Here is an 18,230-nt window from a genome sequence, read left to right as displayed (position 1 = left end):
CTGCCACAGCACTCCTCAATTTTTTATCCGAATTTGCGGGAAATTTCTTCTGCCATCACCGGTTCATTCCTGTTGGACGAATCCAACTGCAGGCGTTTATGGCCTGGGGAGGTTCCCATGAACTCTTTACCCTGCCGGCGGGTGCTTTATCCCTATGAAACCCGCGTCTTTTTCATCCTGGTCGGGGAGGATCAGGCCGACAAGGCGCGCGAGATTGGCGAGCTGCTCAAGCAGAGTGACGTCGCCATCGACCGCCTCTATACGACACCGGAAACCCATACCCTCGGCAGCCACTTCTGGCATGGCCTAAATCCCGAGGCGGCGGATGAAAATGACCGGATCTGTGAGGTGGAGGAGGATGAGACCATCGAGAGGGTACTGGAGGATAAAGCGGATGGACAGGTCTGCGATGGCGGTCCGGAGCTGCTGCCCCTCATTCCGGCGGAGATCCGTGGTCATCCCGGGTGCCACACTTATGCCGTAGCCCCCAAGCGTCCGCTCCGGATTCGCGATGCCAGCAAGGTCCCAACCCATCTTGGCGAGTACATCATTGATCAAAGGAGCGGCCAGACGCAGCTGCACTGGCTGATGTGATCGTATGAAGGATGAGCGGATCACCCTGGAAGATTATTGGGAGCGTGAGGGCGATGGCCGGCTGATCTATCACGCCGCCGCCAGCAGCGACGACATGGAGATCGAGCCCCTCGTTCAAATCACCATCGCCTTTTCCGCGGCGGCACGACGGCACTTGAATGACGCCGGATGTCGGCGCCTGGCTGCACGCCTCGATTGCAAAAAGATTCATCAGGCGCTGCTCCATCTGGCTGATCCGGCCATACCCTGATGGCGCGAACAAAAATAAGACCTCCAGCGGCCCGGCTCCCTGCCGGGCCGTGCTGTATGCCGCCGTCCCGCTCGGGATGGAATAGGCCGCGTCGTCCTGCTGTTGCTAAGAATGATATACACTAAAGATGCGATGTCACACGGGAGGTCTTTATGAAGGAGTTAAAAGCAGGCGACAAGGCACCGGAATTCACCCTGGCAGCGACAACCGGCAAGACGATTTCGCTCAGCGATTATGCGGGGAAAAAACGGGTTGTGCTCTATTTTTATCCCAAGGACGATACCAGCGGTTGCACCAAGGAAGCCTGCTCTTTCCGCGACACCCTGCCGCGTATTGATGCCCGGGATACTGTGGTGCTCGGCGTCAGCCCTGACGATCTCAAGTCGCACCAGAAATTCATCGAAAAGTATGGTCTCAATTTTCCTCTGCTTTCGGATCCCGATCATCAGGTCGCGGAGGCCTATGGAGCCTGGGGTGAGAAGTCGATGTACGGGAAAAAGTATTTTGGCATCATCCGCAAAACCTTCATTGTCGGTAAAGAAGGCACGCTCGAGAAGGTCTTCCACAAGGTTTCGCCCGAGGGACATGGCGAAGAGATCCTGCAGCTGATCCAGTAAATCCTGTTCAGGGCCGATATGCAGCTTTTATATGGTTCTCGCGGAGTTGAGTTTCGGCCTGACTCCGGCATCAGCTGGCGGGTGCTCCCCGAGGAGGTACCCGGTACGGCTGCACCCGGCCAGCCCGATGTCAGCGGCGCAGCCATCGCCGACCTGGTCCGGCAGCTGGAAGCGATGGGCGCTTCCCGAGGCGACACGCTGCTGCTGGTGGTCCCCGATCACACCCGGCGCTGCCGGCTCGATGAACTCCTGCCCCGGCTCCTTCCCGAACTCGAGGATGCCCTCTCTCTGCGAACCCGCATTCTGGTCGCCAACGGCAGCCATGTGCTGCAGCCGGAATCACTGGTGCGCGAGGTCATCGGCGCCGAGGTCTATGATGCCTATCCGGTGACCCAGCATGACTGCCGTGAAGAGAAGCGGCTCGAACTCCTCGGCACGACCTCCCGCGGCACCCCTATTACCATCAACCGCATGGCGCTCGAGGCGGATTGGGTGGTGACGATCGGGGGCATCCTTTACCATTATTTCGCCGGCTTTGGGGGCGGTCCGAAAATGCTTCTTCCCGGCATCGCCGGTCAGGAGAGCATCCTTCAAAACCATCGTTTCACTCTCGATCCGGCTACCGGCCAGTTCCATCCCGACTGCCGTGAAGGCGAAATCGATCGCAATCCGGTTTACCTCGATCTGGCTGAGATCTGCACTTTTTTCCCGCAGGCGCTCTCGCTGCAGCTGGTTCTCTCCCCTGAGGGGCAGATTGCTGCGGCGGCCGCCGGCCCCATCCTGCCGACGCAACGGCATCTTCTTCCTGTCGTGCGCCGTCTCTATAGTATCCCCATTTATGCCCAGGCGGACATCGTCCTTGCCAGCGCCGGTGGTTATCCAGGCGATGTCAACCTCATCCAGTCGCACAAGTCGATTCATCATGCCTACCAGGCTTTAAAGCCGGGCGGCACCCTTGTTATCCTGGCCGAATGCCGCGAGGGGATCGGTTCTTCCACTTTTTTGAATTACTTTACGGGGGGGACGGCTGCGGAGATGGGCAAGGAGCTGCTGCGTTCCTATCTGATCAACGGTCACACGGCTCTGGCAATGAAGAGCAAGACGGAGGCGGCGCGGATCATTCTGGTCTCTGCTCTGGCCCCGGAAGTGGTTCAGCGCATCGGGATGATCCCGGCGAAATCACTGGATGAGGCTTGGGCGCTGGCCCGGCCCGGTCTGCCGCAATGGCCAGCCGGCTATATTATGCCCAGGGCGGGCAAATACCTGCCGCTGCTCGTTCAGAGCCAGTAAAGCGCCTGCTGCCAGGCGCCAAAGCCTGCCGTGGAAGCATTACGATTCAGGGGTTTTCCACAGGGGAGGAGGGCTGTAGGGAGAGCAGTTTTTGCCGCAGATCGGCCGCCCATTGTTCGATGAAAGCCCAATCGCGGGTATCGACACTGCCTTCTGTAGGCAGGGCGGTTTGTTCAAGGACCCGGCGCATGAGACTCTGCATGACCGGATTGAGTCGGGCGAAGTCGATCTTGCCACCGAAGGCTTCCGCGGCAATGGGATGGATTGTTGGAAAGCGGTCCAGGAGTTGAGGCAGGTGCTCGTGTCGAACCTTGCAACGGCCTTCAGCGGAATTAGCTTCGAGGCAAACGAGAAAGAGCGCGACCTGCTTGTTCTCCAGTTCGTGGCGATGCAACGCCAAAAAGTCCACGACATTGGCCAAGGGATGGCTGGCGCGGACGGAACTGCCGAGGATGACCGCCTCATAGGGGCGAATCGAGGTGACCTCGTCGATCGAAACCAGCTCTACATGAAAAAGCGGTTCCACCGTAAGGACCTGGCCTATCCTTTCGGCGACTTCCCGGGTAGTTCCATACCCGCTGCTGTAGGTGATGAGAATCTGCATAAATTTTCACTATCATCTGGGCCGCTTGAGTGAGCGGCGGTTCTTTATCTGCGCCCCTCGCGTCATTTATCATAATAAACAAGCAATAACGGCCAAATAATTCCTGATAAATTAACAATGCGCATCTTGCTGCTGCAACCGCCTCTTGAGGATTTTTATACCACGCCCATCCGGCTCTATCCATTGGGATTGCTCTATACAGCGGCTGTGCTGCGCCGGGCCGGGCATGAAGTGACACTGGTGGATGCCCTCACGCCGCTGAAAAAACGCACCCTGGCGCTTCCAGCCGGCTTGCGCCATCTCCGACCTTTCCTGGGCGCCACGCCCCACTTTTTCAGCCATTACTACCGATTTGGCCGCGAGGATGAGGCGCTGTTGACAGAGATTGCAGCGGCACGCCCGGATGCGGTGGGAATATCCAGTCAGTTCACCGCCTATTATAAAAATGTGGACGATCTGGTGCCACGCATCAAGAGGGCTGTGGGGTGCCCGGTCTTCATCGGCGGCCATCACGCCACGGCCTTTGGCGCTGAATGCCTGAAACGGACCCCATCGCTCGATGCGGTCTGCATCGGCCCGGCAGAAACCGGGATTCGTCATCTGACGCTTGGCCGTGAGGGACCCCTCCTTGCGGAAGCAGTCGATTGGCGCACCCTGACACCCGCACACGATCTGGTCGAACCGGAACGCTACCTTATCGGACGGATTCCCTACGCCTCCCTGCAGTGCACCCGTGGTTGCCCCCATGGCTGCGATTTTTGTGGTGTGGAGAAGATGTTCGGACGGAGGTTGCGTTGCCGGAGTGTGGACCATGTGCTCTGGGAGATGCAGCTTCTCCATGCCCGGGGTGTCCGGATCTTTAATTTCGAGGACGACAATCTGACTCTGCGCCGGTCGTGGTTCAAGGCGCTGCTGCTCGCCATCCGTGCTACGCCCCGGCTGGCGGGCATTGAATTGACCGCGATGAACGGCCTCTGCTACCCTACCCTGGACGCCGAGATCCTGGAGCTCATGCAGACGGCGGGCTTCCAACGGCTCAATCTCTCCTTTGTAACCGGGGACCCTGGCCTGCGTCAGGCCTATAATCGCCCTCACGTCGGAGAGGGCCTCGATACGGTCATCACCAGGGCGCAGCGGCTCGGCCTCCAGGTCACCGTCTATATCATCCTCGGCCTCCCGGGACAGAACGAACGCGAGATCAAGACGAGTATCGACTACCTGCTGGATCTCGGTGTCCTGGTCGGCCCCTCCATCTTTTACATACCCCCCGGCACCCCTGTGTATGATCGCCTGGATCTGCCGGCGGCGACGCGCGCGGACTGGAATCTTTACCGCTCCACCGCCTTCGCAGTCGAAAGCGCTCTGCTGCCGCGCGCCAAGTTGATCGAGCTTTTTATCTACGTGCGCCAGGAGAATCTGCGACGTCTACGCCTGCCTTCCCTCAGGAAAAATGTGCTTGTTCCTGACGGCCTATAGCTGTAAATTGCACTCCCGGTTGCCTCGAAAACAGATGGATCGGTAACCGGCTCTTGCATGACCCTGGAGGTGGAGATGAATGAACCCTATGCCCTGGCAAATCCGGTTTCCGTGATCCTCGACAAGCCGCGGGAAGAATTCACGCGCCGAGATCTGATTCGCCTCATCGAAGAGCGCGGGATCGAACGCATCACCCTGCATTATACGGCCCTGGACGGCAAGCTCAAGGAACTCAAGCTCCCGCTCGCCAACCGGAATCAGGCTGAACATATTCTAGCCGACGGCGAACGCGCGGACGGCTCCTCCCTTTTCAAGGGCATGGTCGATGCCTCGGTCTCCGATCTCTATGTTGTGCCGCTTTACAAGACGGCTTTCCTCAATCCGTTCGATCCCAGCAGCCTCGATTTCATCTGCCGCTATCTGGATAGTAGCGGTGGATATGCCGCCTTCGCTCCGGACAATATTCTCCTCAATGCCCATGCTCACTTCCAAAAGAGAACGGGCTTTTCTTTAAATGCGCTGGGCGAGCTTGAGTTCTATCTTCTGGCCGAACCGGAAAGCCACATTTTTCTAGCTGGCAAACAACGCGGTTATCACGCTTCCGCACCTTTCATCAAGAGCGGCAAGGTGTTGGATGAGATGGTGCGGTATATCACCCAGATCACTGGTTCGGTCAAGTACGCCCATAGTGAGGTCGGATATCTCGAAACGGTTCACAGCAATCTAGCGGAGATCAGCGGCAAACGGGCCGAACAGCTCGAGATCGAATTTCTGCCAACCCCGATCGATGAGGCGGGTGATATCCTGGTGCTGGCCAAATGGCTGATCCGCAATGTCGCCTATCGCAACAATTGTGTCGCCAGCTTCACGCCCAAGCTGGAGGAAGGGATCGCTGGAAATGGGATGCATGTTCATGTGGAGCTGTGCCGCGATCATAAAAACGCGATGCTCGGCCCTGACGGACGGCTGACCCGAGAAGCCCGGCAGTTGATCGGCGGCTTCTGCACCTATGCCGATTCCCTCACCGCTTTCGGCAACACCATCTCTTCCGCCTATCTGCGCCTGGTGCCCAACCAGGAGGCTCCCACCCGCATCTGTTGGAGCGACTGCAACCGTTCGGCGATGATCCGCGTGCCGCTTGGGTGGGTCAGCGCCAACGACCTGGGGCACAAGCTGAATCCGCAGCAACAGGAGGAGAGCGGTACGGCGGCAGGACGGCAGACGGTCGAGCTGCGCAGCCCCGATGGCAGCGCCGCCGTTCATCTCCTGCTCGCGGGCATGACCATGGCCGCCGAATGGGGACTCACCCACCCGCAATCGGCGAAGTTGGCCGATCAGCTCTACGTCAAGGGGAACATTTTTGAAGATCCGGAACTGCTCAAACGGCTGCAGGCCCTGCCCAAGAGTTGTGTCGAATCGGCCAAGCTGCTGCTGGAAAAAAGGATGCTTTATGAGCGCGATGGGATCTTCCCGAGTAGCATCATTGACTACATGGCCAGGCTTCTTTTTGCCGAACAGGATGAGGATCTCAACAATCATCTGCTGCACCTGCCCGCCGATGATCGACTGGAGGAGACCCGCAAGTTGATGCACAAGGACCTGCACCGGCATTAGGATGTCGCCAGCCGGCGGCGGGTTTAAATAAATACAGCAAAAAGTATACGCAGTTTTACGCTTCTGCCGCTATACTTTACAAGTATGTGATAGGGCTTAATAAGGGCGCATTCTCGAGAGCATCGCCGTAGGGGATGGGAAGGACGGCTGTTATTCGGTTTCTTCGGGCACCATAGGTTTCATTTGAGGTGACCGGCGGGGGGCAACCCGCCGCGGTTGGGTGGAGGGATGAAGGGATGAGAGAATGAATCAGGAAACCGAGCCAATCCTGTATTACTGGCTCCAGAGTGCCAACAGCATGCGGGTGCGACGGATCCGCAAGGTGGAGGGCCGCCAACGGCTCCAGATTAACCTCGAAAATGCGGTCTTTTACCGTTTACTTTGGAGCGGCCGGCCGGATGGCATGTCCGCCAGGGGGTTCGGCAGCTATCTCCTGCTCTATCGCGAGGAGGTTCGGGCCTTGCATCGCCGGGGGGAGAGTAAAGCGCTCACTACCCAGGAGCAGCGCCATCTTGAGGAGGAATTGCTCAGTTACTTTCCGCGTGCGCTGGCATTTCTCAAATTGGGAGAGTACAAGGCCTGCGCGCAGGATCTGCACCATTGCATGGAACTGGTGCGGTTCTCCTATCGCTTCAGCAGAGGCTGTACGGCAGCGGAGAATGCGCTCGAAATGATGCCAACCCTGCATATGACCTATTACTTCGCTCTTTGCGCGATGAGTCTTGAGGCGGCCCAGACCCAGCGGGCTATCTATTATCTTGACCGCGGTGTGCAGAGCATAGCCGCAGATTATTTGCGCATCTCGCAGCGCAGCGCCGGCGGCCCGAGCGAAGAGGCCTTGCGGCTGAGCTCGTTCAAAGCGATCGTTCTGCGCGAAGAGGCGCGGCGCAGCCAGCGGCGCGGTCGTCCTTCCTCCGCTTTTTCGCGCAAGAGGTCGCCGCACGTGCCGATTTGCATGCTGCTCTCACAGCAGCGGCGACCCGCTGTGGAGTCCTGAAAGCTGTTCCGGCCGCCGTACGACCGCGTTCAGCCCCAAAAAAAGCCCTGGCATGCCAGGGCTTTTTTTAGATAACCGGGAACGGGCCGCGCTAAAAGGTCCGCCCGGCTATGGTTTCGAGCAAGCTGGTAAGATCGCGGGAGGCAGCGTTCTGCGGCAGCGGGCTCAGGGCGATTCGCGCAGCCTGGAGGGAGCGGCCGATTTCGGCGTGGGCGGCCGAGATGGAGCCGATTTCGTTAAAAAGGGCGATGATTTCGGCGAGCCGCTCCCGCGTGAGAGGCCTGGCCGCTGTCAGCTCATTCAGCCGCTCCCGCTGTCCTGGGCTGGCTGTACCCCGGGCGTGGGTGATGAGAAAGGTCTTTTTATTCTCCTCAAGGTCACTGCCGACATCCTTGCCAATTGTTTTTTCATCTCCGAGAACATCGAGCAAATCGTCCTGCAATTGAAAAGCCCGGCCCACCATGGCGCCATACGTCCCAAGTGCGGCGACCGTCCCGGCATCCCCGCCGCCCAGGATGGCGCCCGCCTCGCAGGCGAGCGCAAAGAGCCGTCCAGTTTTCTTGTGGATCATGCGGTAATAACTCTCCAGGGAAATTTCCGAACGTGTCTCAAAGGCCTTGTCGAGGGCCTGGCCCTCACAGATTTCGAGAATGGCACTCGAGTAAAGTTGCAGAATTTCCGGAACCCGGCGGGGTTCCAGGCGGGCGAGCAGCGCATATCCCAGAACCAAAAGGCCGTCTCCGGCGAGCAGTGCGACATTCTCATCCCAGCGACGGTGCACGGTCGGCCGTCCGCGGCGCAGTTCGTCATGATCCATGATATCGTCGTGGACCAGGGTAAAGGTATGAATCACCTCGATGGCCAGGGCGGCATCCAGGGCCTGTTCCATGCGGCCGCCGGCTGCTTCGGCACAAAGGAGCAACAGAGTCGGGCGCAACTGTTTGCCTGGCTGGGCCAGGGCGTAGCGCATGGGCTCATAAAGTTCAGGAGGATCGTCCTGCGATACAAGGTGCTGGAAGTGCTCCTGGATGAGAGCCCTGCAGGCGGCCAATCTTTCTTCAAGCGTCGGGATCACGGTTCAGCCTATGCTTCTTTTTAAAAAGGTACGACGGGCGGGGATGAGAATCAAGCAAAAAGTAAAAGCCCCGATACATCCGGGGCTTGGTGTAATAGAACGGAGCAGGCTGGTGTGGCCAGTCAGGCCGGAAGGCCGATGGCCCCTTCGCGCCGGGTCCCGGCCAGGTTGGCCTCCTGGATTTCGGCATTGATGAAGTTGGCATTGGAGAGATCGGCACCCTCGAGGGTGGCACCGATCAGAACAGCGCGCTCGAGGTGGACGCTTTGGAGGTTGGCGCGGTGCAGACGGGCATAGCGCAGATTGGCCCGTTTCATCCGGGCACGGCTCAGGTCGGCATCGGTGAGGTCGGCTCTCTCCAGGCTTGAACCGAAAAGAGAGGCATGACAGAGCTGGGCCTTGACCAGAGTGGCTTCGTCGAGATTGCTATCCTGAAGGTTGGCCTCATTCAGTATGGCGCCATTCAGGTTGGCCTTGTGCAAATTGGCCCCAAAGAGAAAGGCCTTCTCCAGGTTGCTGCCGGCGAGGTTGGCGCCTTCGAGGTTGCAGTTCTGCAAGTGGGCGTCATGCAGGTCGAGACCGGAGAGATCGATACCCTTAAGCGATTCATAGGAGAGATCGACACCGACCATGTTGACATCCGCCAGCGGCTGGCCGCTATGGAGCCTTGCGATGATTTCTTCCCGGCTTAGCTGGATCATACGCCCCTCCTTTATTTATAGCTATTGATGGCCTCTGTGACTGAATTGAAGTGATGAAAAACTGTATCCAGGCGGGCAATCTCCATGGTACGACGCACGCGCTCGGAGATGCCGGTGAGGCGCAGATCGCCGCCGCTGCTGCGCAGGCTGATCATGCCGCGTATCAGCATGCCCAGTCCCGAGCTGTTCATCCAGTGGACCTGGCTAAGATCGGCGATCGCCTGAACCTGTTCCTTTTCAATGGCCGACTCGACCGCTTTGTGAAAGGATTCGGCTTCCGGACCGCCCATCAGATCACCCCGCAGGGTAAAAATCAAGACGCCCGCTTCATTTTTCATATCGATTTCCATGAGACCTCCAGTCGAAAGAAGAACTACCTACTCGAATCGCAGTGCGACGATGGGATCCAGCTTGGCGGCTTTCATGGCCGGATAGACCCCAAAAATCAAACCCACAAAGGAGCAGAACACCAGTCCGAGGATGACAGTCCAGATGGGCACGGCTGCGGGCACCGGGGTGAAGGCGTCGACCAGCTTGCCGATGCCCAGTCCGAAAACAATGCCGATGATGCCGCCGACCTCGCTGAGGACGATCGCCTCGATCAGGAACTGCCAGAGAATATCGGAGCGTTTAGCGCCCACGGATTTGCGGATGCCGATCTCGCGTGTGCGCTCGGTCACCGATACCAGCATGATATTCATGATGCCGACCCCGGCCACCAGGAGCGAGATCGAGGCGATGGCGATGGCAACGATGCGCACATACTTGGTGAGATTGTCAAAAAAGCCGGTGATGGTGTCATTGGAATAGAGTTCAAAATCGTTTTCCACGCCGGGCTTGACCTTGCGTTGGGTCCGCATGACCCCGATAGTCTGGTCCATGGCGGTCTCGAGCAGCGCCGGGGTCACCGCCTGAACCGTGATGTTGACTGAGCGTTCCTTGCCGAAGAGCTTAACGAACTGGAAAAAGGGGATGGCCAGTTTGTTGTCCTGGCTCTGGCCGAAAACGCTCCCTTTCTTGGCGAAGATGCCGACCACTTCAAACCGCCTGCCCATGATCTTGATCTCTTTTCCCAGGGGGTCCTCGATGGGAAAGAGCTTGTCGACGACATCGGCGCCAATGACGGTAACCGCGACGTTGAGTTCGACATCCTCGGCGGTGATGAAACGCCCCTCAGCGATCTCCAAGCCATTGTTCTCAAGGAATTCAGGCGTCACTCCGGCGGTCTGGACGTTGGCCAGGGTTTTACGGTCTTTGTAGCGGATCTCCTGCCCCCAGTTCCAGACCTCGGCGCCAACCGCCCTCGCTGCGGAAACGCGCTCACGCACCGCTATGGCATCCTCATAGGTGATGTCCTTGCGGTTGCGATACTTGTCACGGTCATGTGGTCCCATGTTGATGGCCGGCCACTTTTGCACCTGAAAGACATTGTTGCCCAGACCGCTGACTTGCTGGTCGATGCTCTTGCGCAGTCCGGTGATCAGCGACTGCATGGCAATGATGGTCATTACGCCGATGATGATGCCCAGCAGCGTCAGGATCGAACGCATCTTGTTGGTGCGGAAGGCTGCCAAAGCCAGATTGAGGGTGTCGGTGAAAATCATGGATCAACCTGCCTGCAAGAGTTATTCGTAGCGCAAGGCTTCAATGGGATTGAGCCGGGCCGCTTTGCTGGCCGGATAGATCCCGAAGAAGAGCCCGATGGCGACGACAAAAAAGAGACCGAGAATGGCGACCCACCACGTAATCGCCGCAGGGACCGGCGTGGTGGCCGCGACGAGCTTGGCGATGCCGACGGCCAGGGCGATGCCGATGAGAACGCCGAGGGCGCAGATCATCATCGCCTCGATCAGAAACTGCCAGAGGATGTCCGATTTACGCGCCCCCAGGGCCTTGCGGACGCCGATTTCGCGCGTCCGTTCGGTCACCGAGACCAGCAGAATGTTCATGATGCCGATGCCACCGACCAGCAGGGAAATGGCACCGACCCCGATGGCGACCGCCCAGAGGGTGCCCGTCAACTGGTTGTAGGTATCGAGGAGCATGCTCTGCTTGTTGATGGCGAAATTGTTCTCTTTGCCTGGGGTGAGCTTGCGGATATGGCGCATGAGTCCGGTGAGTTCATACTCGGCTTCCTCGATCTGATCCGGCGAATTCAGCTTGACCTCGATCTCGATCGAGCGGCGTTGGGCGCCGAAGGCGGACTTGAACGCCCCGATGGGAATGATCGCCAGGATATCCATGTTCCAGCCGAAAAAGGAGCCCTTTTTATCGAGAACCCCGATGACGCGAAATTTGCGCCCGCCGATGATAATGCGCTTGCCGAGCGGATCGGACTGGCCGAAAAGCTTCTCGGCTACCTCATAGCCGAGGACACAGACCCGGCGGTTGCTGTTGACATCGTTCTCGCTGAAAAAGCGCCCGTATTCCGGATTGGCATTCGAGGTGTAAAGATAATCTGCGGTGGTGCCGGTGATGATGACCCGTTCCACCGCCTTTTCTCCGTATTTGACCGTGCGGGCGGTATTGATTTGGGGGGCGACGGCGATCGCCAGGCGCGAGGCAGACCTGATCTTGTTGGACTCCTCCAGGGTGAGATTCGGGCGATTGCGGTATTTGAGCCAGTCATCCTCCTTCATCACCCACGGGAATTTCTGGATGTAGACCGTATCGGTGCCGATGGAGGAGATCTCTTTGGAGAAAGCCCCGTTCAATCCCTGGATGAGGGCGACGATGGTGATGACGGTGGTCACCCCGATGACGATGCCCAAGGTGGTCAGGATGGATCGCATCTTGTAAGAGCGCAAGGCGTCGTAGGCGATGCGGATCCCTTCCCACATGTAGATCAGAATGCGCATAAGACGGCCCTGTCAGTGGATCGATTCGTCACGTTCGATGAGTCCGTCACGCAACCGGACGATCCGGTTGGAATGCTCGGCGATATACTCTTCATGTGTGACCAGAATGATGGTATTGCCCTGTTCGTGCAGGTCCTCAAAGATCTCCATAATCTCGTCGCCGGTGCGGCTGTCGAGGTTTCCGGTCGGCTCGTCGGCGAGGATGATCGAGGGGCGGTTGACCAGGGCGCGGGCGATGGCGACACGCTGGCGCTGGCCGCCGGAGAGCTCATTGGGTTTGTGGTGCATGCGATCGGCCAGCCCCACCTTTTCCAGTGCCTCCTCGGCCATTTTACGCCGCATAGCCGCCGGGGTGCCGTTGTAGATCATCGGCAGCTCGACGTTGTGGAGGGCGGTGGCGCGCGGCAGTAGGTTGAAGGTCTGGAAGACAAAGCCGATTTCACGGTTGCGGATCCCGGCCAGCTCATCATCATCCATGGTACTGACATTGTGCTGGTTGAGCAGATAATCGCCGCCCGATGGGGTGTCCAGACAACCGATGATATTCATCAGGGTCGATTTTCCGGAGCCGGAGGGTCCCATGATGGCGAGGTATTCGTTCTTATCGACATTGAGATTGATGCCGCGCAGCGCCGCCACCTGCACGGTGCCGACTTCATAGACCTTCTCTATCTTGTCAAGCTTGATTAGCATGGGGCATTCCTCACTTTTTCGCTTCCTCTTCCTCGACGCCGGTGCTCTTTTTCTCCTTGACTTGGCTGCCGTCCTTGAGGAGTTTGGAGAGCGCTTTGTAGCTGCCGGTGACGACCTTTTGGCCTTCGGTCAAGCCGGAGATGATCTCGATATTGTTGTCATCGCTGATACCAGTCTTGACCGGGACGGCTTTGACGGTACCGTTTTGGACGACGAAGACGATCTCGGTCAGATCGGTTTTGCTCTCTTTTTTGCTCTTTTTAGCCGCGTTCGTTTCGCTGCTGGCCGTGTCCTTCTCCGGCTTTTTCTGGGCGGTATTATTCTTCAACGAGTCCGCCTTGAGATCGCGCGCAGTGACCGACTGGATCGGCACGTAGAGGACATTGGGCCGGGTTTCGGTCAGGATATCAACGGTGGCGGACATTCCCGGCCGCAGCTTGGCGACATCCGAGGTGACGCCGATCTTGACCTCAAAGTTGGTCACCTGTTCCTGGGTGCCGGCGTTGGTCGTCGTGGCGACGTGGGCGATCTCGGTCACCCGGCCTTGGAAGGTGGTATCTGGAATGGCATCCACCTCGATCGTGGTTTTATCACCGAGATGCACTAGAACGACCTCGTTTTCATCGATATCGGCGAGAACCTCCATATCCTTCAGGTTGGCCAGGTTCATGATGATATCGGCCTGAAATTGCGAGCCCACGGCAATCTCCCCCTCTTCCTTGTTGAGTTTTGTAACCGTGCCGTCAATCGGGGAGAGCAGTCTAGTTTTATCGAGATCATCATTCGCCTGCTTCAGCGCGGCGCGCGCTTGATCCAGGCTGGCTGCCGCCGACATGCGGGTCGCCTCCGCCGCGTCCAGTTCCGCCTGGGAGGCGAGGTTTTTGTCGAAGAGCCCCTTGATGCGGGCATAGTCGGCATCCGCCTTTTTCACCGCTGCTTTGGCGGAACTCAGTTGCGACTGGATCTGTTCGGCATAGGCGGCATAGCTCGCACGATCCAGCTCTACCAGCAGCTGGCCCTGTTTGACTGCATCCCCCTCCTTGACGTGGATCTTTTTAATCTCGGCCGAAATGCGGGCGGCGATCTTGATGTCGGTGACGGGCTGAACCTTGCCCGAGCCGGAGACGGTCCGGCTGATATCTCCGCGTTTGACCTCCGTGGAGGTGATTTCGATCACTTCACCTCGGCTCTTGCGCAGGTTGACCACGACCATGGCGGCGATGATGGCGATGGCGGCAAGGCCGATGATGATCTTTACTTTGTTGGACATGGAGTTACTCCCTCTTGGATTGGCATCTGCTCTGCGCTATAGTCCCGCTTCAGCTACACCCATGGCGGATTCGAGCCGGGCTCTGGCGATCTTGGCTTCATATTCGGCATTGACCAGATTGGCCAAGGCTTTGGTCAGTTCGACCTGCGCCTGGGTGACTTCCAGCTCGGTACCGGAACCGACGCGGCGTTTTTCCTGCTGTAACCGCAGGCTTTCACGAGCCGCCTCGATGTTCTGCTGATTGATCTCGAGAAAATCCTTGTAGGCCTCGAGCTGCAGAAAATACTGTTTGACCTGGGCGGTGAGAAGGCGTTTCTGCTCCGCCAGATTTTCCTCATCGATCTGATGATTCAATTTGGCGCGCTGCACGCCCGCTTTGTCGGAGAGGCCGTTGAAAATATTGAGATCGATGCCGAGGCCCAGGGTGGCGCTGAAATCCTGATCCAGTTTGGAAGAAAATACACGGCCGATGTCTTCGTTGGAGCGGGAGTAACTGACACTACCGCCGATGCTCGGCATGTAGCGCATCTGGGCCATGCGCAGGGAAAAGAGGCTCGCCTTGGACTGGAGTTCATAGGCCTTGAGGGCGGCATTGTTCTGGATGGCGGTCCGGGCGGCTTCCTCAAAGGAGATTGTCGGGAAGATCGTCTGGCTCTCCTCCTCACGCACCCCTACCGGGGTGCTGGGATTGCGGCCGAGCGCATTATTGAGGTCGGCCTTGGCGGCCTCGACCGCATTCTGCTGTGTGATCAGGGCGGTGCGGGCGGAGCCGAGCGTGACTTTGGCCTGATAGACCTCTGATTGCGAGGAGATGCCGATATCCATCATAGTCTGCGCACGGTTGACTTCTTCTTCGGCCAGCTTGGCGGCATCCTGATAGACCTGTTCGAGGTGGATCGCCTTGAGCAGTTCGTAATAGGCGCTCTTGACGTTAAAGATCACCGCCTGGCGGGTGTTCTCGACATTTTGGGCACTGGCTTGCTGCTCCGTTTTGGCCGCCTTGATGCTGTTCAGGGTTTGACCGAAATCAAAGATGTTCTGATTCAGCGAGAGCCGCATGGAATGCGAGTTGCGCTCGATCTGTTCCTGATAGATCGACTGCTGCTTGTAAATGACGCGTCCGGTCACCGGATCGATCCCGGACGGCACATCGGTCTTGTCGACGCGCGCGCCCTGGATGAATTTGCCGGTGCTGAAGGAGCTGTTGATCTGCGGTAGCCAGGCCGCCGTGGCCGTCGTGACACTGGTTCCGGCGATGGCGAGGTTTTTCTGCGCGACGCGCAGGGTAGAGTTGTTTTCCAGGGCGATGGCGATACACTCCTGCAGGGTCAGATCCGCCGGGGCGGTTTCCTGGGCGAGGAGGGCGCCGGCGCCGAGAAGCAGGGTCAAAATCAGAGCCGTGCACTTGTTCATGAAACGCTACTCCTGTTGAGATCCAATGCGTGGGGGGACATCAGGCGAAGAGGCCGCCGATGGCTGCGGAGGCCAGATACCAGACGACCAGCAGGCCGACCACGACCGGCCAGACCTTCTGCACCTTGAGACCAGAGACGACGGCGATGCCGATGCAAAGCACCGCGATGAACCAGATGTTGAAAAAATCGCTGTTCATGAGAAATTTGTAGAGAAAGCTGTCGCGGCTTGAGTCCGGCATGAAGGTGGCCAGGCTGAAATGGACGTTCATCGTCTCCTTGTAATGGATGATGGGCGCCTTGAATAACATGCCCAGCGTCGGAATGATCATGCTGAGGGAGACAACCTCCAGCATGTGCGCATAACAGGCCTCGCCGCCAAGCACGCTCTTGGCCACCAGGAGCCAGATGCCCGCCATCGCCAGGATGACCAGCAGGCTGCCGACGACCGCGGAGCCGAGCATCATATACTTCATCCAGGGCTTGTTGATCCCCTCGACGGCCGTGGCGATTTGCTCCTGATCCATACCGCGCTTTTCCATCTGCGCGGTCATGCGCTCACGTTGCTCCTTCTGGATGGCCGGGGTGAGATACCAGGTCATTCCCGCTGTGAGCAGCAGCACCACGATCGCGGGGGTGATCCAACGCGGATTCTGGCGCACGGCCGCAAACGCCGCACTGGGCTTGATGAAGAGCTGGATGAGCCGCTGCAGAAAACTCAGGTTGCCTTCGGTTGTGGGGGGGACACCGGGAGTCGAATTGGGCTGCATTGTGATGCCTCCTTCATGATGTAAAAAGCAACTAATACAAAGACGAATTAGGGATGGAAAAGTTTCGGATTATTCCGTCTGCCCGGTCAGGAGCCGGTCCTTGACCTGCAGCATGTAGGCAAAGGCGGCGTCGTGTTCGTTGGGGATCAGACCATCGAGGATGGCTTCCTCGAGCGCCTTCTTGATCGTGCCGACCATTGGACCTGGTGCCAGACCGAGCGTGGACATGATCTCGTCGCCGCGGACGGGGGGCTGGAAGGCGCGCAGCCGGTCCCGCTCTTCCACTTCCTGCATGCGTTTGACCACGATGTCAAAGTTGGCGAGATGGCGGGCGACCCGCCCGGCATTGCCGGATGTGATATCGGCACGGCAAAGGGTGATCAGATCGTCCAGGTCCGCTCCGCCGAGAAAGATCAGACGGCGGATCGCTGAATCGGTCACCCCTTCCTCGGCTAGATGAATCGGCCGCAAATGCAGCCGGATGAGTTTTTGAATATAGTCGATCATCTCCTGGGGCAAACGCAGCCGCCGGCCGATAGCCGGGAAAAGGCGGGCGCCCAGCTCCTCGTGACCGTGAAAGCTCCAGCCGGTGCCGGGTTTGAATTCCTTAGTCTGCGGCTTGGCGATGTCATGAAAAAGGGCGGCGAACCGCAGCCCGAGCTGATCCGAGACCTGGGCCACATTGTCGACGACCTTGAGCGTATGCTCAAAGACATCCTTGTGGCGGAAGCTGGCAATCTGTTCGACTCCCTTGAGGGCGGCGACCTCCGGTAAAACCAGATCGAGGACGCCGCTGTCGCTCAGCAGCCGCAGCGCGATCGAGGGTTTGCGGCTGGCGATCATCTTCACAAGCTCCTCGCTGATGCGCTCCTGCGAGATGATGTGCAAGCGCTCGCGTTCGCTGCCCAGAGCCTGAAAGGTAAGAGGTTCGATCTCGAACTGCAGTTGCGCCGCAAAGCGGATGGCGCGCAGGATCCGCAGCGGATCGTCACTGAAAGTCCGGACCGCATCGAGCGGTGTGCGCAGGATGCCGGCTTCGAGATCGGCTCGTCCGGCAAAGGGATCGATCACCTCGCCGTAGCGGGCTCCGTTCAGGGACACCGCCAGGGCATTGATGGTAAAGTCGCGGCGCGCCAAATCGGTCTCGAGATCGGCGCTGCTCACCTCGGGATGACGTGAATCGCTGCGGTAGCTCTCGCGGCGAGCTCCGACCACCTCAATCGACAGGCCGCGGTAGCGCAGCATCGCTGTGCCGAACTTTTTAAATATCGAAATATTTGCTATATTAAGGTGGTCGGCCAACTGCTGGGCGAAGGCCGTACCATCGCCGACCACCACGATATCGATGTCCTTGCCGGTTCTACCGAGCAAGCGGTCGCGGACATAGCCGCCAACAGCATAGGCTGCGCAGCCGGCGTGGTCGGCCACCGCACCGATGGCTCTGAGAATGGGAACATCAAAGTGTGGTCTCTTCTTTTTCATCTTCTCGAAAGGGTATGCTTCAGGCCTCCGCAAGTTCTGCGCTGCAGGGCTCCCGGAAGAGGCGGCATGGTGCCGGAGGCGGTTAGGAAACGGATAACCTAATGTAACCATTCGTGTTTAAAAATAAAAGTAAAAGCATACGGCTTCCGCCGAAAATTGATCGAAATGGAGTAATATCATACAGACGGGCGCGGGCGCAGCGACGCGGGGCCTTACATGTTTCATCGCTGAACAATGTTTCATGGAAACACGGAACGGGGATAGACTCTGTCAGTAATAGCTATAAATCGTCAAAAATGATGGTGTTGACCGCAGAATTGGAAAAGGGCTAATTACATTAATAACAAAGGGCGTGCTCTGGGCGCGATAGCACTTTGTGACGACGATCTCAATCCATAAGCGAAAAAAAGGTTGCATTTATCTATGGCATTGAATTTGCGATGAGGCCCGCAGAGTATACTACTATGGCTGCTTTGCGCCCCCGGTTTTCGGGCTGCAAAACCGGTAGCGGCGCAACTCCGTCATCA

Annotated in this window: 18 protein-coding genes; 7 read left to right on the top strand and 11 right to left on the bottom strand. The window is 58.2% G+C overall.

The window, feature by feature from the left end; genetic code table 11:
* Nucleotides 1-117 precede the first annotated feature (117 nt).
* The 4 genes from PLH32_01005 to larA all read left to right on the top strand — a co-directional run bounded on the left by PLH32_01005 (nucleotide 118) and on the right by larA (nucleotide 2,751).
* The gene (locus tag PLH32_01005; GenBank protein HQJ63166.1) at nucleotides 118-594 is read left to right on the top strand and encodes a hypothetical protein; all 477 of its coding nucleotides are present in this window, start codon (nucleotides 118-120) and stop codon (nucleotides 592-594) included.
* 4 nt (nucleotides 595-598) lie between these two features.
* Entirely contained in the window at nucleotides 599-844 is a 246-nt protein-coding gene (locus PLH32_01000; GenBank protein ID HQJ63165.1) for a hypothetical protein, read from the top strand.
* 152 nt (nucleotides 845-996) lie between these two features.
* Nucleotides 997-1,461, top strand: a complete 465-nt coding sequence (bcp, locus tag PLH32_00995) for a thioredoxin-dependent thiol peroxidase (GenBank protein HQJ63164.1) — start codon at nucleotides 997-999, stop codon at nucleotides 1,459-1,461.
* 18 nt (nucleotides 1,462-1,479) lie between these two features.
* On the top strand, nucleotides 1,480-2,751 hold the full coding sequence (gene larA / locus PLH32_00990) for a nickel-dependent lactate racemase (protein ID HQJ63163.1): 1,272 nt from the start codon (nucleotides 1,480-1,482) through the stop codon (nucleotides 2,749-2,751).
* Between the two features lie 46 nt (nucleotides 2,752-2,797).
* On the opposite strand, the gene PLH32_00985 is transcribed toward larA, so the two are convergent.
* A complete protein-coding gene (locus PLH32_00985; protein ID HQJ63162.1) occupies nucleotides 2,798-3,355 on the bottom strand; it encodes a flavodoxin domain-containing protein in 558 nt (185 codons plus the stop codon).
* 117 nt (nucleotides 3,356-3,472) lie between these two features.
* Between PLH32_00985 and PLH32_00980 the strand changes: the two genes are divergently transcribed.
* From PLH32_00980 to PLH32_00970, 3 genes are all read left to right on the top strand, one after another.
* Nucleotides 3,473-4,831: a radical SAM protein gene (locus PLH32_00980; GenBank protein HQJ63161.1), complete on the top strand. Its 1,359-nt coding sequence runs from the start codon at nucleotides 3,473-3,475 to the stop codon at nucleotides 4,829-4,831.
* Nucleotides 4,832-4,906: 75 nt separating this feature from the next.
* Nucleotides 4,907-6,445: a glutamine synthetase family protein gene (locus tag PLH32_00975; protein HQJ63160.1), complete on the top strand. Its 1,539-nt coding sequence runs from the start codon at nucleotides 4,907-4,909 to the stop codon at nucleotides 6,443-6,445.
* Between the two features lie 244 nt (nucleotides 6,446-6,689).
* Complete coding sequence (locus PLH32_00970) at nucleotides 6,690-7,442, top strand: hypothetical protein (GenBank protein ID HQJ63159.1); 753 nt, start codon at nucleotides 6,690-6,692, stop codon at nucleotides 7,440-7,442.
* A 91-nt stretch (nucleotides 7,443-7,533) separates the two neighbouring features.
* Here the strand turns inward: PLH32_00970 and PLH32_00965 are convergent, their stop codons facing one another.
* The 10 genes from PLH32_00965 to PLH32_00920 form a co-directional block, all read right to left on the bottom strand.
* Nucleotides 7,534-8,517: a polyprenyl synthetase family protein gene (locus tag PLH32_00965; GenBank protein ID HQJ63158.1), complete on the bottom strand. Its 984-nt coding sequence runs from the start codon at nucleotides 8,515-8,517 to the stop codon at nucleotides 7,534-7,536.
* Between the two features lie 122 nt (nucleotides 8,518-8,639).
* Complete coding sequence (locus PLH32_00960; GenBank protein HQJ63157.1) at nucleotides 8,640-9,218, bottom strand: pentapeptide repeat-containing protein; 579 nt, start codon at nucleotides 9,216-9,218, stop codon at nucleotides 8,640-8,642.
* A gap of 11 nt (nucleotides 9,219-9,229) precedes the next feature.
* Entirely contained in the window at nucleotides 9,230-9,568 is a 339-nt protein-coding gene (locus PLH32_00955; GenBank protein ID HQJ63156.1) for an STAS domain-containing protein, read from the bottom strand.
* Nucleotides 9,569-9,595: 27 nt separating this feature from the next.
* Nucleotides 9,596-10,822 carry an ABC transporter permease gene (locus PLH32_00950; protein ID HQJ63155.1) on the bottom strand — a complete coding sequence of 409 codons (1,227 nt, stop codon included), beginning with the start codon at nucleotides 10,820-10,822 and terminating at the stop codon, nucleotides 9,596-9,598.
* Between the two features lie 21 nt (nucleotides 10,823-10,843).
* Nucleotides 10,844-12,076, bottom strand: a complete 1,233-nt coding sequence (locus PLH32_00945; protein ID HQJ63154.1) for an ABC transporter permease — start codon at nucleotides 12,074-12,076, stop codon at nucleotides 10,844-10,846.
* Between the two features lie 12 nt (nucleotides 12,077-12,088).
* Nucleotides 12,089-12,769: an ABC transporter ATP-binding protein gene (locus PLH32_00940; protein ID HQJ63153.1), complete on the bottom strand. Its 681-nt coding sequence runs from the start codon at nucleotides 12,767-12,769 to the stop codon at nucleotides 12,089-12,091.
* 10 nt (nucleotides 12,770-12,779) lie between these two features.
* Nucleotides 12,780-14,039 carry an efflux RND transporter periplasmic adaptor subunit gene (locus PLH32_00935; GenBank protein ID HQJ63152.1) on the bottom strand — a complete coding sequence of 420 codons (1,260 nt, stop codon included), beginning with the start codon at nucleotides 14,037-14,039 and terminating at the stop codon, nucleotides 12,780-12,782.
* 36 nt (nucleotides 14,040-14,075) lie between these two features.
* Nucleotides 14,076-15,452, bottom strand: coding sequence for a TolC family protein (locus tag PLH32_00930; GenBank protein ID HQJ63151.1), 1,377 nt, complete (start codon nucleotides 15,450-15,452; stop codon nucleotides 14,076-14,078).
* A 40-nt stretch (nucleotides 15,453-15,492) separates the two neighbouring features.
* Nucleotides 15,493-16,221 (bottom strand): YIP1 family protein, encoded by a 729-nt coding sequence (locus PLH32_00925; GenBank protein ID HQJ63150.1) that lies wholly within the window; start codon nucleotides 16,219-16,221, stop codon nucleotides 15,493-15,495.
* A gap of 69 nt (nucleotides 16,222-16,290) precedes the next feature.
* Nucleotides 16,291-17,703, bottom strand: coding sequence for an HD domain-containing protein (locus PLH32_00920; protein HQJ63149.1), 1,413 nt, complete (start codon nucleotides 17,701-17,703; stop codon nucleotides 16,291-16,293).
* Nucleotides 17,704-18,230: the final 527 nt, after the last annotated feature.

This window comes from bacterium, from assembly GCA_035419245.1.
In the GTDB taxonomy this organism is placed as follows: Bacteria; Zhuqueibacterota; Zhuqueibacteria; order Residuimicrobiales; family Residuimicrobiaceae; genus JAKPUX01.
Note: the sequence above shows the minus strand (reverse complement) of the source record. Positions and strands in the feature narration are given on the sequence as shown.

Bases quoted from the DNA above. Each gene is read 5' to 3' on its own strand.
- PLH32_00985 (HQJ63162.1), bottom strand. From the start codon at position 3,355: ATGCAGATTCTCATCACCTACAGCAGCGGGTATGGAACTACCCGGGAA.
- PLH32_00970 (HQJ63159.1), top strand. From the start codon at position 6,690: ATGAATCAGGAAACCGAGCCAATCCTGTATTACTGGCTCCAGAGTGCC.
- PLH32_00945 (HQJ63154.1), bottom strand. From the start codon at position 12,076: ATGCGCATTCTGATCTACATGTGGGAAGGGATCCGCATCGCCTACGAC.
- PLH32_01000 (HQJ63165.1), top strand. From the start codon at position 599: ATGAAGGATGAGCGGATCACCCTGGAAGATTATTGGGAGCGTGAGGGC.
- PLH32_00960 (HQJ63157.1), bottom strand. From the start codon at position 9,218: ATGATCCAGCTAAGCCGGGAAGAAATCATCGCAAGGCTCCATAGCGGC.
- PLH32_00925 (HQJ63150.1), bottom strand. From the start codon at position 16,221: ATGCAGCCCAATTCGACTCCCGGTGTCCCCCCCACAACCGAAGGCAAC.
- PLH32_00930 (HQJ63151.1), bottom strand. From the start codon at position 15,452: ATGAACAAGTGCACGGCTCTGATTTTGACCCTGCTTCTCGGCGCCGGC.
- PLH32_01005 (HQJ63166.1), top strand. From the start codon at position 118: ATGAACTCTTTACCCTGCCGGCGGGTGCTTTATCCCTATGAAACCCGC.
- bcp (HQJ63164.1), top strand. From the start codon at position 997: ATGAAGGAGTTAAAAGCAGGCGACAAGGCACCGGAATTCACCCTGGCA.
- PLH32_00975 (HQJ63160.1), top strand. From the start codon at position 4,907: ATGAATGAACCCTATGCCCTGGCAAATCCGGTTTCCGTGATCCTCGAC.
- PLH32_00940 (HQJ63153.1), bottom strand. From the start codon at position 12,769: ATGCTAATCAAGCTTGACAAGATAGAGAAGGTCTATGAAGTCGGCACC.
- PLH32_00980 (HQJ63161.1), top strand. From the start codon at position 3,473: ATGCGCATCTTGCTGCTGCAACCGCCTCTTGAGGATTTTTATACCACG.
- PLH32_00950 (HQJ63155.1), bottom strand. From the start codon at position 10,822: ATGATTTTCACCGACACCCTCAATCTGGCTTTGGCAGCCTTCCGCACC.
- PLH32_00935 (HQJ63152.1), bottom strand. From the start codon at position 14,039: ATGTCCAACAAAGTAAAGATCATCATCGGCCTTGCCGCCATCGCCATC.
- larA (HQJ63163.1), top strand. From the start codon at position 1,480: ATGCAGCTTTTATATGGTTCTCGCGGAGTTGAGTTTCGGCCTGACTCC.
- PLH32_00955 (HQJ63156.1), bottom strand. From the start codon at position 9,568: ATGGAAATCGATATGAAAAATGAAGCGGGCGTCTTGATTTTTACCCTG.
- PLH32_00920 (HQJ63149.1), bottom strand. From the start codon at position 17,703: ATGAAAAAGAAGAGACCACACTTTGATGTTCCCATTCTCAGAGCCATC.